This is a genomic window from Zobellella endophytica (assembly GCF_003012775.1).
GTDB classification, from domain to species: Bacteria; Pseudomonadota; Gammaproteobacteria; order Enterobacterales; family Aeromonadaceae; genus Oceanimonas; species Oceanimonas endophytica.
On the sequence record NZ_PXYG01000012.1, the window covers coordinates 1 to 14,616 of the forward strand.

Here is a 14,616-nt window from a genome sequence, read left to right on the forward strand (position 1 = left end):
AGTATTTTTTTGTTTCCCAACGCACTGCGAGTGCCCACACAGTTTGCTTGATAGATTGTTAAAGAGCGTTGACCTGGTGTTGGTCAGGGCTGCGTATTCTACGCCGTCCTTTTGATTCGTCAAGCGTCAAGACCGAAGTTTTTACCGCTTGTGACCGCGGCGGGTTGCGCCGTGTCAGTGGATGCGCATTATAGGCAGCCGCGCTTTTTGCGCAAGGGCTTTTTGGTGAAAAACATCTCCTCCATCGCCAACTGCACAAAACTCGACCAAAGTGGTGTTTTTTACCGCTTTAACTCTTCCGAAGCAGGCTCGGGTGAGCCAATTCGGGTAACCAGCAACTGATCGATTTTGTAGCTGTCGATGTCGACTACTTCAAATTTATAGCCGGCATGCAGCACAAAATCGGTACGCTTGGGGATCTTGCGCAGCATATACATCATAAAGCCGGCGATGGTTTCGTAGTTTTCATCATCGGGAAAGCCGTCGATGTCCAGTACCCGCATCACATCCGCCAGCGGCGTCAGCCCCTCCACCAGCCAGGAGTTTTCATCCCGGGAGACAATCTGCTCCTCCTGGGACTGTACCAGCTCGCCCATGACGATACTCATCACGTCCTTCAGAGTAATAATGCCCACCACCAGGGCATACTCGTTCATGATAATGGCAAAGTCTTCCCCGGTACTCTTGAAGTGCTCCAGCACCTCGTACATCGACAAGGTATCGGGAATGATCAACGGCGTGCGGATGATGCCCTCTTTTTGCAGGGAAATCGGCTGCTGATGCAGCACCTGCATCAGGATGTCACGGGAGTCCACGTAGCCGACTACCCTGTCCAGGCTGTCGTCGCACACCAGGAACTTGGCATGAGGGTGTTCGGCTATCTTGGCCTTGATGCTGTCCTGACTTTCCTTGAGGGTAAAATAGATCAGGCTTTCCCGGGCGGTCATGGCCGAGGTGACGGTACGAGATTCCATCTCGAACACGTTTTCAATCAGGTGATGCTCCTGCTCCTGTAGCACTCCAGCCTGGGCACCCGCGTCCATCATGGCGATGATGTCTTCCGGGGTGATCTCGTCCTTGCGCATGGTCGGCACCCGAAACAAGCGGAAAAACAGGTTGGCCAGGCCATTGAAAAACCAGACCAGTGGTTTGAGTACCACGATGAAAAAGCCCATAGGCCGCACTACCGATACCGCAATCCGCTCTGGCGCTATCATCGCCAGACGCTTGGGCATCAGATCCGCAAACAGGATAAACAGCGAAGTCACGATAAAAAACGACAGAATAAAGGCGGTTTTGTCCACCCAGGCACTGTCGAAAAAGAAGCCGAGCACGTCTTTGGCAAAAGGCGTAAAGGCCGCCTCCCCCAGGATACCGCCCAGAATCGCCACCGCGTTGAGACCAATTTGCACCACGGTAAAGAAGTTGCCCGGCTGCTCCTGTAATAACAGAACTTTTTCCGCATTGGCATTGCCGTCGCTGACCATCAAGCGCAGTTTCATCTTGCGCGCCGCCGCCAGGGCAATTTCAGACACGGAAAAGAAGGAACTGATGGCCACCAGCAGGGCGATCACCAGGATATGCTCGAAGATTGTCATTTTTATGTACTACCGGTAAGGAAGGGATTGCCGCAGCAAGATAAACGGATGATGTTACAAAATACTAAACAGGCGAAAAATGTAGCAGAACGGCAGGCTATTTACCACAGGGACCGAAACCACCGCAGTCAAAAGACGACAAGCGACCAGCCCTCCAGGCCGGGAGCTTGCCACCAAAGCGGCCGGTACACTCGGGTTTAGACGGCGTTTTGTTCGTTCGGGTCACACTCAAGGCACAGGGTTTGCTAATTTAGCAAACAGCATATTTACTGAATGGTCTATTCTCTGATGGACGAGACGGGCTCACCGCTCCGCATCCCAGATCACGGGTACTTTAATCAGCAACAAAGCAACCACAAGCGAAGGGAAGTTGAAGATGACTCAAAACACCCAAAATTCCTCCGGCAAGTGCCCCGTCGTGCATGGTGGCCATACCGCGGCCGGGTCATCCAATATGGATTGGTGGCCCAAGGCACTGAACCTGGACATCCTCCACCAGCATGATACCAAGACCAACCCGCTGGGAGCGGATTTCGATTATGCTGAAGAATTCAAGAAGCTGGATCTGGCAGCGGTCAAGCAGGATCTGCGCGCCCTGATGACCGACAGCCAGGACTGGTGGCCGGCAGACTGGGGCCACTACGGCGGCCTGATGATCCGCATGGCCTGGCACGCCGCCGGCTCTTACCGCATTGCCGATGGCCGGGGCGGTGCCGGTACCGGCAACCAGCGCTTCGCGCCGCTGAACAGCTGGCCGGACAACGTCAACCTCGACAAGGCCCGCCGCCTGCTGTGGCCGATCAAAAAGAAATACGGCAACAGCCTCTCCTGGGCCGACCTGATCATCCTGGCCGGCAATATGGCCTATGAGTCCATGGGCCTGAAAACCTTCGGTTTCGGCGGCGGCCGGGCCGATATCTGGCATCCGGAAAAAGACATTTACTGGGGCTCCGAGAAAGAGTGGCTGGCGCCCAGCGGTGCTCCCAACAGCCGCTACTCCGGTGAGCGCGACCTGGATAACCCGCTGGCGGCGGTGATGATGGGGCTTATCTACGTCAACCCGGAAGGGGTGGATGGCAAACCGGACCCGCTGAAAACCGCGCAAGACGTGCGGGTCACCTTCACCCGCATGGCGATGAACGACGAAGAAACCGTGGCCCTGACCGCCGGCGGCCATACCGTGGGCAAGACCCACGGCAACGGCAATGCCGCCAACCTGGGAGCGGAACCCGAGGCGGCCGGCCTGGAAGAGCAGGGCCTGGGCTGGAACAACCACCAGACCCGTGGCATAGGCCGCGATACCGTGACCAGCGGCATAGAGGGCGCCTGGACCACCCACCCGACCCAGTGGGACAACGGTTACTTCAAGATGCTGCTCGAGCACGAGTGGGAGCTGAAGAAGAGCCCGGCCGGGGCCTGGCAGTGGGAACCGGTCGACATCAAGGAAGAGGACATGCCGGTGGACGTGGAGGATCCGTCCATCCGCCGCAAACCGATCATGACCGATGCCGACATGGCGATGAAGATGGACCCGGCATACCGCAAGATTGCCGAGCGCTTCCACCAGGACCCCGCCTATCTATCCGAGGTGTTCGCCCGCGCCTGGTTCAAGCTGACCCACCGTGACCTGGGGCCCAAGAGCCGTTACCTGGGCCCGGATGTACCGAAAGAAGACCTGCTCTGGCAGGATCCCGTCCCCACCGTGGACTATACCCTGAGCGACGCCGACATCGCCGAGCTCAAGGCAAAGCTCCTGGCCAGCGGCCTCGGCGTATCCGAACTGGTCGCCACCGCCTGGGACAGCGCCCGCACCTTCCGCGGCTCCGACTATCGGGGCGGCGCCAACGGCGCTCGCATCCGCCTGGCACCGCTAAAGGACTGGGAAGGCAACGAGCCCGCCAGGCTGCAAAAGGTGTTGAGCGCGCTGGAAAAGGTGCAGTCAGGGCTGAGCAAGAAGGTGAGCCTGGCCGACCTGATCGTGCTGGGCGGCTCTGCCGCGGTGGAAAAGGCGGCGCGGGACGCCGGCGTGGCTATCACCGTGCCCTTCGCCCCGGGCCGTGGCGACGCCAGAGAGGAGATGACCGACCAGGAGGCGTTCGCTGTGCTCGAGCCCCTGCATGACGGCTACCGCAACTGGCTGAAAAAGGACTATGTGGTCACCCCCGAGGAGCTGATGCTGGATCGCACCCAGCTGATGGGCCTGACGGCGGTGGAAATGACGGTGCTGGTCGGCGGCATGCGGGTGCTGGGCACCAACCACGGCGGCAGTAAAGACGGCGTTTTCACCGATCGCGTCGGCGTGCTGAGCAACGACTTCTTCGTCAATCTGACCGACATGAACTACAGCTGGAAGCCGGCCGGCAACAACCATTATGAAATCTGTGATCGCAAGAGTGGGGCGGTCAGGTGGACGGCGACCCGGGTCGATCTGGTGTTCGGCTCCAACTCGGTGCTGCGTTCCTACGCCGAGGTCTATGCCCAGGACGACAACCGGGAGAAGTTCGTCAAGGACTTCGTCAAAGCCTGGACCAAAGTGATGAATGCGGATCGTTTCGATCTGAAGTAAGAGCCCCAGCCGAAAGCAACATGCCGGGGCAAGCCCCGGCATGTTTTATCTCCTCTACTCTCTTCCTTATTCGACCGTCACGCTCTTGGCCAGGTTGCGGGGCTGATCCACGTCGGTACCCTTGATCAGGGCCACGTAGTAGGACAACAGCTGCAGCGGTACCGTATAGACGATGGGGGCCACCACTTCGTCCACATGGTTGAGCGACATCACCCGCATGGTGGCATCGCCCTTGAAACCAGCCTGCTTGTCGGCGAACACATAGAGGATACCTCCCCGGGCACGTACTTCCTCCACGTTGGACTTGAGCTTTTCCAGCAGATCGTTGTTGGGCGCCACCACGATGATCGGCATGTCGGCATCGATCAGCGCCAGCGGACCATGCTTGAGCTCGCCGGCCGCATAGGCCTCGGCGTGGATATAGGAAATCTCCTTGAGCTTGAGCGCTCCTTCCATGGCGATGGGGTATTGATCCCCCCGGCCCAGGAACAGGCTGTGATGTTTGTCGGCAAACTCTTCCGCCAGGGCCTCGATATCTTTGGCCAGGGCCAAGGTCTCGCCAATATGGGCCGGCAGGCTGCGCAGCGCCTGCACCAGCCGGGCTTCGGTCTCGGCGCTCATGTTGCCGCGACAGCGTCCCACCGCCGCCACCAGCATCAGCAAGCCGGCCAGTTGGGTGGTGAAGGCCTTGGTGGAGGCCACCCCGATTTCGGCACCGGCCCGGGTCATGAACGCCAGGTCGGACTCCCGCACCAGGGAAGAGCCGGGCACGTTGCAGATGGCCAGGCTGCTCATAAAGCCGGACTCCTTGGCCAGGCGCAGCGCCGCCAGGGTATCGGCGGTTTCGCCGCTCTGGGACAGGGTGATCAGCAGGCTGTTGGGTCGTACCACCGACTTGCGGTAGCGGAACTCGGAAGCGATTTCGATATCGCAGGACACCCCGGCCAACGCCTCGAACCAGTACTTGGCCACCATGCCGGAATGGTAGGAGGTGCCGCAGGCAATAAGTTGGATATGCTCCACCCGCTCAAAAATAGTCCGGGCACCATTTCCGAACGACTCCACCACTACCGCCGACTCGGTGATGCGCCCTTCCAGGGTATCGTTGATGGCCTTCGGCTGCTCGTGGATTTCCTTCAGCATATAGTGGCGGTATTCACCCTTGTCGCCCGCATCGTGGGAAACCTCGGATTCCAGCTCGTCGCGCACCACCGGCTCGCCATTCACATCGAAGATGCGAATATCGCGGCGGGTCACCTCGGCCACATCCCCTTCCTCCAGGAACAGGAAGCGGCGGGTGACCGGCAGCAGTGCCAGTTGGTCGGAGGCGATAAAGTTCTCCCCCAGCCCCAGTCCGATCACCAGCGGCGAGCCGGAACGGGCCACCACCAGCCGGGACGGATCCCGGGTATCCATCAGCACGGTGCCATAGGCGCCGCGCAGTTGCTTGACCGCGGTCTGCAGGGCGGCCAGCAGTGAGTCGCACTGTTGGCGGTGATAATGCACCAGGTGAGCAATCACTTCGGTGTCGGTGTCAGACACGAACTCGTACCCCTTGGCCTGCAGCTCGGTCCGCAGCTCTTCGTGGTTTTCGATGATACCGTTGTGCACTACGGTAATATGTCCTGACACATGGGGATGGGCATTGCGCTCGGAGGGCTCGCCGTGGGTGGCCCAGCGGGTATGGGCAATACCGGTACCACCGGCCAGCGGTTGTTCGTTCAGGGCATCAGCCAGGGCCTGCACCTTGCCCAGCCGGCGCAGCCGGCCCAGCTCGCCGGCACCATCGATAATGGCCACACCGGCCGAGTCATAGCCTCGGTACTCCAGGCGGCGCAGGCCTTCCACCAGTATTTCCGCCACATCACGCTGGGCTACCGCCCCGACAATTCCGCACATAATAATTCCTCAGGACTCTTGGGCAATAATCAGGTTAATGCCCTTCTGTTCAAGTTGTTGTTGATCGTCGGCCGACAGGCCGTCGTCAGTAATCAGGGTATGGATAGCTGCCCAAGGCAGCTCAAGATTGGGGATCTTTCGGCCGACCTTGTCCGACTCCACCATCACCACTACCTCCCGGGCCACCTCCGCCATCACCCGCGACAGGCCGGTCAGCTCGTTGAAGGTGGTGGTGCCCCGCCCGATATCGATACCGTCGGCACCGATAAACAGCTGGTCGAAGTCGTAGGAGCGCAATACCTGCTCGGCCACCTGCCCCTGGAACGACTCGGAATTGGGATCCCAGGTCCCTCCGGTCATCAACAGGGTCGGCTCGGGTTCCAGCTCACGCAGGGCATTGGCGATATTGAGCGAGTTGGTCATCACTACCAGACCGTGCTTGAGCCCCAACTCCCCCAGCAACGCGGCCGTGGTGCTGCCGCTGTCGATGATGATACGGTTATGCTCGCGGATCCGTGCCGCCGCCGCCCGGGCGATGGCCTGCTTTCGTTTTGAAACCGGCTCACCCGCGGGCTCGGCCACCATTTCGCTGGGCACCGGCACGGCGCCACCGTAGCGGCGCAACAAGAGGCCGTTCTTCTCCAGCGCCGCCAGATCCTTGCGGATGGTCACTTCCGAGGTCTCGAAGCGGCGGGCCAGCTCGTCCACCGTCAGTTCGCCCCGCTCGTTCAGCAGGGAGACGATGATATGACGGCGCTGTTGGGTATTGCGTTTCGACATGGTCGCACTAAGTTTCGAATCGAAACCGAATGCTATCAGATCAAAAGATAAACGATCAAGAACTAAAGCTGGAAGAATACGGAGCAGAGTTAAAGCTATGAAGCGCTAAGGAAATAAAAAAACGCGGCTGTGAAATCGCAACCGCGCCTGGAGTGACCCCGATAAAGTAGACAACGAAGTTAAGCGGCAGCGGCATAGGTATTGGGCGTCATGCCTCCCAGTGCCATGTGGCGCCGCGCTTTGGGGTAATACTCATCCGCATAATACCGGACTTCATCCGCCATTTCGTATCTTCCGAGCATTCCCAAGGGGTGAGTCCATTCCTTCTTGAGTAACGCGAAGAAGCTTTCCGCACAGGCGTTGTCCCAGCAATTGCCTCGGCGCGACATGCTGATGGTAGCTCCCCGTGTATTCAGCCATTTCATCACTTCTTCGCTGCGGTACTGGCTGCCCTGCTCCGAGTGAAACAGTAACTGTTGGCCATCGGGGCGCTGATGCTGCCATGCCTGTTCAAGAGCTTCCAGCACCAGTTGAGCGCTCTTGATAGCTCCCATGGCACGTCCCACCACGCGGCGGGTGCCCAGGTCCAATACTACCGCGATGTAGAGCCAGCCGTCGCTGCACCGGATTTGAGTTATGTCTGATACCCAAACTCGGTTCGCCGCCCCTACCGAGAACTGACGGTTCAGTAAATTTGGCAGCACGGGCAAGGACGATTTCGGCTTTTGATAGCCCGCTTTGGGGGCGGTACATGAACGATAACCGGCGTCTTGCAGTAAGCGTTGAACCTGGTTCTTGCCGCAGTGGAACCCGGCATCTCGCGCTTCCAGCCATAGCTTGCGATAACCCGGCACATTCTGCAGTTGCTGAGCGCGCTCAAGAGCAGGAAGGCGTGCAGCGTCTGCAGCTTGGTTGCACGTTCTCCCGGAGTGTGCTGACGCGTTCGCCAGCGATAATATCCCGCTCGGGACACGTCGAGTACTTCACACATTATCGAGACTCGCCAGCGTCGGCTACGGTGGGCCTCGATAAAGGCAAACCTTACTTGCCGCGCTTGGCGAAGTATTCTTGCGCCTTTTTTATGATGTCATTCTCCAGCTCTGAGCGCTCAAGCTGCTTCCTCAGCCGCACATTCTCACGTTCCAGCTCCTGCATGCTTTTTTCTGGTCCGGTGTTTTCAACTGCTTTGTCAGACGTTTTCTTGGCCATGATCCACTCTCTGCGCCAGCGCCATAATTGGGTAGGATTAATTCCCAGTCTGCCTGCAACATGAGCTTGTGTCTCTGTGGTGGACAGCGAGGCCTCGACGGCCTCACGTTTAAATGCATCGCTAAAGCGACGGCGAGGTTTGTATTTCATAACACCTTCCATTTAATGAAGGTGTCTACTTTTCTCGGGCCAGTCCACGCCGTCTTTCTTCAAGCTTCCAGCTTAAAGCTTATAGCTATTTTTTAACCGGTCTGGGCCAGTTGGGGATATGGCGCTGGGGTACCCGTGTTATCACCAGTTCGGCCTCGGCCACGTCCTTGGTGATGGTGGAGCCGGCGCCCAGGGTGGCATTCTTGCCAATGCGCACCGGCGCCACCAGTTGGGTGTCGGAGCCGACGAAGACGCCGTCCTCGATCACGGTCTGGAACTTGTTCACCCCGTCGTAATTGCAGGTGATGGTGCCGGCGCCGATGTTCACCTTGTCGCCGATCTCCGCATCGCCCAGGTAACTCAGGTGGCCGGCCTTGGAGCCCTTGCCCAGCCGGGCCTTTTTCATTTCCACGAAGTTGCCCACATGGGCATCCTCGGCCAGCACTGCACCGGGGCGCAGCCGGGCGAAGGGACCGGCGCTGCTGGCAAATCCCAGCTCGGCGCCTTCGACGAGGGAGTAAGGCTTCACTTCGGCGTCATCGCCGATCACACAATTTTTGAGGATGGCGCCGGCACCGATGGTCACCCGGTTACCGAGGCGGACCTCGCCTTCGATAATAACATTGACGTCGATCACCACTTCCTCACCCACGCTCAGGCTGCCACGCAGATCGAAGCGGGCCGGATCCAGCAGGGTCACCCCTTCGCGCATCAGCAGCTCCGCCTGCATCTGCTGATAGGCCCGTTCCAGCCCGGCCAGTTGCACCCGGTCGTTGGCCCCTTCCACCTCGGCGGAACTGGCCGGATGCACGGTGGCAATTTCCCGCCCTTCGGCATGGGCCATGGCGAAGATATCGGTCAGGTAGTATTCGCCCTGGGCGTTGTCGTTATCGAGCCGATCCAGCCAGCGCTTGAGCAGCCCCGCTTCAGCCACCAGCACCCCGGTATTGACCTCGTCGATGGCCAGTTGCTCGGCAGAAGCGTCTTTCTGTTCGACGATACCTGTCACCCTGCCGTTTTCCCGCACGATACGGCCATAGCCGGCGGGATTGTCCAGCTTAACCGTCAGCAGGCCAATGCCTCCTTCCGGTTGTGCCGCCAGCAGCGCCGCTATGGTCTGCGGCTGGATCAGCGGGGTATCACCATAAAGCACCAATACCTGATCGGCATCATCGATCTCCGGCAGTGCCACCGCCACCGCATGGCCGGTGCCCAGTTGCTCCTCCTGGTGTACCCACGTGATGCCGGGCTCTTCTATCCTGGCCTTGAGCTGGTCGGCGCCGTGGCCGTAGACCAGGTGGATGCCGTCCACGCCGCAGGCCCTGGCCGCCGCCAGCACATGGCCGACCATGGGTTGTCCCGCCACCGGGTGCAGCACCTTGGGCAGGGAGGAACGCATGCGGGTGCCCTTGCCCGCCGCCAGAATAACCGCCTGAATGCTCATAAGCTTGATAATCCCATCTCTGTTTGCTGAATTTTGCTGCGGGCTATTCTGATTTTTTTATAAAAAAAAAGCGACCCTGAGGTCGCTTTTTTGCCGCGCTGGGATCAGCGCACGTTCTTTTTAACCAACTGCAGCACACGCAGTTTCGCCATAGCCCGGGCCAGATCGGCGGCCGCTTCTGCATAATCCACATCGTGAGAGGAATTCTGCAGTTTGGCTTCCGCCGCTCGTTTGGCTTCTTCGGCCTTGGCTTTATCCAGATCTTCGGCGCGAATCGCAGTGTCGGCCAGAACCATCACACTGCTGCCCAGTACTTCCAGCATGCCGCCGGACACGTACAGGACTTCTTGTTTGCCGGCCTTGGTCACGTACTGCACCAGGCCGGGACGAATGGACGTCAACAAGGGGGCATGTCCGTAACGGATCCCCAATTCACCCTCAGAGCCGGAGACCGTCACCGCACTGACAGAGCCGGAGTACAAACGCTCCTCGGCACTGACGATGTCCAGGTGAAAGCTATAATCAGCCATCAGGTCCTCCTTCGAGGCTTACAGTTTCTTGGCTTTTTCGACCGCTTCGTCGATGGAGCCAACCATGTAGAACGCCTGCTCGGGCAACGAATCGTAGTCACCGTCCAGAATGCCTTTGAAACCACTGATGGTATCCTTCAGCGACACGTACTTGCCGGGAGAACCGGTAAATACTTCGGCCACGAAGAACGGCTGGGACAGGAAACGCTCGATTTTACGGGCACGGGCTACGGTCAGCTTGTCGTCTTCGGACAGTTCGTCCATCCCGAGGATGGCGATGATGTCTTTCAGCTCTTTATAGCGCTGCAGCACGGTCTGTACGCCACGGGCCACGGAGTAGTGCTCTTCACCGACCACCTGCGGGTCCAGCTGACGACTGGTGGAATCCAGCGGGTCAACGGCCGGGTAGATACCCAGGGCGGCGATCTGACGGCTCAGTACCACGGTCGCGTCCAGGTGGGCGAAGGTGGTGGCGGGAGACGGATCGGTCAAGTCATCCGCGGGCACGTAAACGGCCTGCACGGAGGTGATGGAGCCGGTCTTGGTGGAGGTGATCCGCTCCTGCAGCACACCCATCTCTTCCGCCAGGGTCGGCTGGTAACCTACTGCGGAGGGCATACGGCCCAGCAGTGCGGATACCTCGGTACCGGCCAGGGTGTAACGGTAGATGTTGTCCACAAAGAACAGCACGTCACGACCTTCGTCACGGAACTTCTCGGCCATGGTCAGGCCGGTCAGCGCCACGCGCAGACGGTTGCCGGGCGGCTCGTTCATCTGACCGTAAACCAGGGATACCTTGTCCAGTACGTTGGACTCGGTCATCTCGTGGTAGAAGTCGTTACCTTCACGGGTCCGCTCGCCCACACCGGCAAACACCGAGTAACCGCTGTGCTCGATGGCGATGTTACGGATCAGTTCCATCATGTTGACGGTCTTGCCGACACCGGCGCCACCGAACAGACCGACCTTACCGCCCTTGGCGAACGGGCAGACCAGGTCGATAACCTTGATGCCGGTTTCCAGCAGTTCGGTGCTGTTGGCCTGCTCTTCGTAGCTGGGGGCTTCGCGGTGGATGGACCAGCGCTCTTCTTCGCCCACCGGACCTTTCTCGTCGATGGGGTTGCCCAGTACGTCCATGATCCGGCCCAGGGTTTGCACGCCTACCGGCACCTTGATCGGGTTATGGGTGTTTTCGATTTCCAGACCGCGGCGCAGGCCGTCGGAGGAACCCATGGCGATACAGCGTACTACGCCGCCGCCGATTTGCTGCTGAACTTCCAGAACCAGACCCTGGCCCTGGCCTTCAGTCGTGATCTTCAGCGCATCGTACACGTGGGGAACCGCATCTTGCGGGAATTCCACGTCCACGACCGCGCCGATGATTTGGACTATGATACCCTTACTCATGTCAAATCCTCTAAACCTTTGAATACCTTCGCCTTTATACGGCACCGGCCCCGGCAACGATCTCGCTCAGTTCCTGGGTAATCGCGGCCTGACGGGCCTTGTTGTACACCAGTTGCAGATCATTGATCAGGTTGCCGGCGTTGTCGGTGGCGGCTTTCATCGCCACCATCCGTGCAGCCTGTTCGCAGGCCAGGTTCTCTACCACACCCTGGTACACCTGTGACTCCACAAAGCGCACCAGCAACTTGTCCAGCAGCGATTTGGGATCCGGCTCGTAGATGTAATCCCAGCTGTGGCTGGCCACGTTTTCTTCCGATGCAGGCAAAGGCAACAGTTGATCGACCCTGGGCTTCTGTACCATGGTGTTTTCAAACTTGTTGTACACCAGGTACAGCTTGTCTATCTCACCCTTGTCGTACGCCTCCAGCATGACATTGACGGAGCCGATCAGCTCGCCGAGGGAAGGGTTGTCACCCAGTCCCGTCGCCTGCGCGATCACCTTGCCGCCATAGCGGTTGAAAAAGCTTACCGCCTTGCTGCCGACCAGGCCCAGGTCGATACCCACGCCTTTGTCGGACCATGCCTTCATTTCATTCATGGCGGCCTTGAACAGGTTGATGTTCAGACCACCACAGAGGCCCCGATCGGTCGAGATGATAATAAAGCCAACGCGCTTGACCTCACGGTCTTCCAGATAGGGGTGCTTGTATTCCAAGTTCCCCTGCGCGATGTGGCCGATCACCTTGCGTATGGTTTCAGCGTATGGGCGGCTGTGGGTCATCCGATCCTGCGCTCTGCGCATTTTCGAGGCGGCCACCATCTCCATAGCGCTGGTGATCTTCTGAGTGTTTTTCACACTCCCGATCTTGCTACGTATTTCTTTTGCGCCGGCCATGTCGCTTCTCCAATTCAGGTGGCAGCAAACGCTGCCACATGGTTACCAGGACTGGGTAGCCTTGAAGCTATCCAGCAACGCAGTCAGCTGGGCCACAACGTCTTTGTTGTAGTCGGCTTTCTCGTTGACCTCCGCCATCACGGCGGCATGTTCTGAATTGGCATAAGCGAGCAGGGCGGCTTCGAACGTAGTGATGAATTTGAGTTCAATATCGTCCAGGTAGCCGTTTTCGGCGGCGAACAGCACCAGGGCTTGCTCGGCCACGGACATCGGGCGGTATTGCTTCTGCTTCATCAGCTCGGTCACTTTCTGACCGTGGCTCAGCTGTTTGCGGGTGGCTTCGTCCAGATCGGAAGAGAACTGGGCGAAGGCCGCGAGTTCGCGGTACTGGGCCAGGGCGGTACGAATACCACCGGACAGCTTCTTGATGATCTTGGTCTGGGCCGCGCCACCAACCCGGGATACGGAGATACCCGGATCAACCGCCGGACGGATACCGGAGTTGAACAGCTCGGTGGTCAGGAAGATCTGACCGTCGGTGATGGAGATCACGTTGGTCGGAACGAACGCAGACACGTCGCCGGCCTGGGTTTCGATGATCGGCAGCGCGGTCAGTGAACCGGTCTGGCCTTTCACTTCACCCTTGGTGAACTTCTCTACATAGTCGGCAGATACGCGGGACGCGCGCTCGAGCAGACGGGAGTGCAGGTAGAAAACGTCACCCGGGTAAGCTTCACGACCCGGCGGGCGGCGCAGCAGCAGGGAGATCTGACGGTAGGCAACGGCCTGCTTGGACAGGTCATCGTACACGATCAGTGCATCTTCACCGCGGTCGCGGAAAAACTCACCCATGGCACAACCGGAGTAAGGCGCCAGGTATTGCAGGGCGGCAGACTCGGAAGCAGAAGCCACCACTACTATGGTGTTGGCCAGGGCACCGTGCTCTTCCAGCTTGCGTACCACGTTGGAGATGGTGGACGCCTTCTGGCCGATGGCCACGTACACGCACTTAACGCCGGAGTCTTTCTGGTTGATGATGGCGTCGACGGCCAGGGCGGTCTTGCCCACCTGACGGTCACCGATGATCAGCTCACGCTGGCCACGACCGATGGGGATCATTGCGTCGACGGCCTTGTAACCGGTCTGCACCGGCTGGTCGACCGACTGACGGTCGATAACGCCCGGGGCGATCACTTCTACCGGAGAGAAGGTATCGGCCTCGATGGCGCCCTTGCCGTCGATCGGCTCACCCAGGGTGTTGACCACCCGGCCCAGCAGGTTGCGGCCGACCGGTACTTCCAGGATTCGGCCGGTGGACTGGACCTTCATCCCTTCGGCCAGATCCGCGTAAGGACCCATGACCACGGCACCCACGGAGTCGCGCTCCAGGTTCAGCGCCAGGGCGTAACGACCGCCCGGCAGTTCAATCATTTCACCTTGCATGATGTCAGCAAGGCCGTGAACACGAATGATGCCATCGCCTACGGAGACGATGGTACCTTCGTTTCGTGCTTCACTGACAACATTGAATTGCTCGATCCGCTGTTTTATCAGCTCGGCAATTTCAGTTGAATTCAGTTGCATGCTCTATTCCCCAATCAAGATTGCAGCGTTTCAGCCAAGCGGGACAGTCGGCCCCGAACACTTCCGTCGATCACCATGTCACCGGCCTTGATGATGAGGCCGGCCATCAGGCTCGTATCGACGCTGCAATTCAGCTTCACCTTGCGCCCCAGGCGCTTCTCGAGGGAAGCCTGAATCTTGGCCACTTGTTGCTTGGTCAGTTTGGCGGCGGAAACCACGTCGGCTTCCACTTCCCGGTCCAGCTCCGCCTTCATCAAGGCGAATTCCTGCACCACTGCCGGCAACACACTCAAGCGTCCGTTTGCGGCCATCGCCTTTATCAGGTTCTGGCCTTGCTCATCGAGCTGTTCGCCACAGACAGCCAAAAACACCCCGGCCATCTTTTCCGCGTTCAGATCGCTGCTGAGCACGTGGGCCATGTTTTGGTTTTGCGCCACAACGGCGGCAAAACCCAGCATGGTCAACCAGTTCTCAACCGCATTTTTCTCAACGGCAAAATCGAAAGCTGCTTTGGCATAGGGGCGAGCAATGGTTTTCATTTCCATAGCTCTATG

The 14,616-nt window shown here is 59.0% G+C and carries 12 protein-coding genes; 1 reads left to right on the top strand and 11 read right to left on the bottom strand.

The features are described from left to right. Positions 1 to 281: 281 nt before the first annotated feature. A complete protein-coding gene (gene paeA / locus C7H85_RS18335; RefSeq protein WP_106731159.1) occupies positions 282 to 1,598 on the bottom strand; it encodes a polyamine export protein PaeA in 1,317 nt (438 codons plus the stop codon). 376 nt (positions 1,599 to 1,974) lie between these two features. Here paeA and katG point away from each other — a divergent pair, with 376 nt between their 5' ends. Next, positions 1,975 to 4,164: a catalase/peroxidase HPI gene (katG, locus tag C7H85_RS18340; protein WP_106731160.1), complete on the top strand. Its 2,190-nt coding sequence runs from the start codon at positions 1,975 to 1,977 to the stop codon at positions 4,162 to 4,164. Between the two features lie 66 nt (positions 4,165 to 4,230). On the opposite strand, the gene glmS is transcribed toward katG, so the two are convergent. The 10 genes from glmS to atpH form a co-directional block, all read right to left on the bottom strand. Continuing rightward, on the bottom strand, positions 4,231 to 6,063 hold the full coding sequence (gene glmS, locus C7H85_RS18345; protein ID WP_106731161.1) for a glutamine--fructose-6-phosphate transaminase (isomerizing): 1,833 nt from the start codon (positions 6,061 to 6,063) through the stop codon (positions 4,231 to 4,233). Positions 6,064 to 6,072: 9 nt separating this feature from the next. Further along, positions 6,073 to 6,843 (bottom strand): DeoR/GlpR family DNA-binding transcription regulator, encoded by a 771-nt coding sequence (locus C7H85_RS18350; protein ID WP_106731162.1) that lies wholly within the window; start codon positions 6,841 to 6,843, stop codon positions 6,073 to 6,075. A 179-nt stretch (positions 6,844 to 7,022) separates the two neighbouring features. Further along, positions 7,023 to 7,802 carry an IS3 family transposase gene (locus C7H85_RS18355; protein ID WP_106731163.1) on the bottom strand — a complete coding sequence of 260 codons (780 nt, stop codon included), beginning with the start codon at positions 7,800 to 7,802 and terminating at the stop codon, positions 7,023 to 7,025. A gap of 82 nt (positions 7,803 to 7,884) precedes the next feature. Continuing rightward, the gene (locus tag C7H85_RS18360) at positions 7,885 to 8,202 is read right to left on the bottom strand and encodes a transposase (RefSeq protein WP_106731164.1); all 318 of its coding nucleotides are present in this window, start codon (positions 8,200 to 8,202) and stop codon (positions 7,885 to 7,887) included. An 85-nt stretch (positions 8,203 to 8,287) separates the two neighbouring features. Then, positions 8,288 to 9,646 (bottom strand): bifunctional UDP-N-acetylglucosamine diphosphorylase/glucosamine-1-phosphate N-acetyltransferase GlmU, encoded by a 1,359-nt coding sequence (gene glmU, locus C7H85_RS18365; protein ID WP_106731165.1) that lies wholly within the window; start codon positions 9,644 to 9,646, stop codon positions 8,288 to 8,290. A gap of 104 nt (positions 9,647 to 9,750) precedes the next feature. Beyond that, positions 9,751 to 10,176, bottom strand: a complete 426-nt coding sequence (locus C7H85_RS18370; RefSeq protein ID WP_106731166.1) for a F0F1 ATP synthase subunit epsilon — start codon at positions 10,174 to 10,176, stop codon at positions 9,751 to 9,753. Positions 10,177 to 10,194: 18 nt separating this feature from the next. After that, entirely contained in the window at positions 10,195 to 11,583 is a 1,389-nt protein-coding gene (gene atpD / locus C7H85_RS18375) for a F0F1 ATP synthase subunit beta (protein WP_106731167.1), read from the bottom strand. A 34-nt stretch (positions 11,584 to 11,617) separates the two neighbouring features. After that, complete coding sequence (atpG, locus tag C7H85_RS18380; protein WP_106731168.1) at positions 11,618 to 12,478, bottom strand: F0F1 ATP synthase subunit gamma; 861 nt, start codon at positions 12,476 to 12,478, stop codon at positions 11,618 to 11,620. A gap of 42 nt (positions 12,479 to 12,520) precedes the next feature. Continuing rightward, positions 12,521 to 14,062 carry a F0F1 ATP synthase subunit alpha gene (gene atpA, locus C7H85_RS18385; protein ID WP_106731169.1) on the bottom strand — a complete coding sequence of 514 codons (1,542 nt, stop codon included), beginning with the start codon at positions 14,060 to 14,062 and terminating at the stop codon, positions 12,521 to 12,523. Positions 14,063 to 14,076: 14 nt separating this feature from the next. Continuing rightward, a complete protein-coding gene (atpH, locus tag C7H85_RS18390) occupies positions 14,077 to 14,607 on the bottom strand; it encodes a F0F1 ATP synthase subunit delta (RefSeq protein WP_106731170.1) in 531 nt (176 codons plus the stop codon). Between the last annotated feature and the right edge of the window lie 9 nt (positions 14,608 to 14,616).

What these genes read in the sequence shown, in the direction of transcription:
- paeA (WP_106731159.1), bottom strand. Translation starts at nt 1,598, where the DNA reads ATGACAATCTTCGAGCATATCCTGGTGATCGCCCTGCTGGTGGCCATC.
- katG (WP_106731160.1), top strand. Translation starts at nt 1,975, where the DNA reads ATGACTCAAAACACCCAAAATTCCTCCGGCAAGTGCCCCGTCGTGCAT.
- glmS (WP_106731161.1), bottom strand. Translation starts at nt 6,063, where the DNA reads ATGTGCGGAATTGTCGGGGCGGTAGCCCAGCGTGATGTGGCGGAAATA.
- C7H85_RS18350 (WP_106731162.1), bottom strand. Translation starts at nt 6,843, where the DNA reads ATGTCGAAACGCAATACCCAACAGCGCCGTCATATCATCGTCTCCCTG.
- C7H85_RS18360 (WP_106731164.1), bottom strand. Translation starts at nt 8,202, where the DNA reads ATGAAATACAAACCTCGCCGTCGCTTTAGCGATGCATTTAAACGTGAG.
- glmU (WP_106731165.1), bottom strand. Translation starts at nt 9,646, where the DNA reads ATGAGCATTCAGGCGGTTATTCTGGCGGCGGGCAAGGGCACCCGCATG.
- C7H85_RS18370 (WP_106731166.1), bottom strand. Translation starts at nt 10,176, where the DNA reads ATGGCTGATTATAGCTTTCACCTGGACATCGTCAGTGCCGAGGAGCGT.
- atpD (WP_106731167.1), bottom strand. Translation starts at nt 11,583, where the DNA reads ATGAGTAAGGGTATCATAGTCCAAATCATCGGCGCGGTCGTGGACGTG.
- atpG (WP_106731168.1), bottom strand. Translation starts at nt 12,478, where the DNA reads ATGGCCGGCGCAAAAGAAATACGTAGCAAGATCGGGAGTGTGAAAAAC.
- atpA (WP_106731169.1), bottom strand. Translation starts at nt 14,062, where the DNA reads ATGCAACTGAATTCAACTGAAATTGCCGAGCTGATAAAACAGCGGATC.
- atpH (WP_106731170.1), bottom strand. Translation starts at nt 14,607, where the DNA reads ATGGAAATGAAAACCATTGCTCGCCCCTATGCCAAAGCAGCTTTCGAT.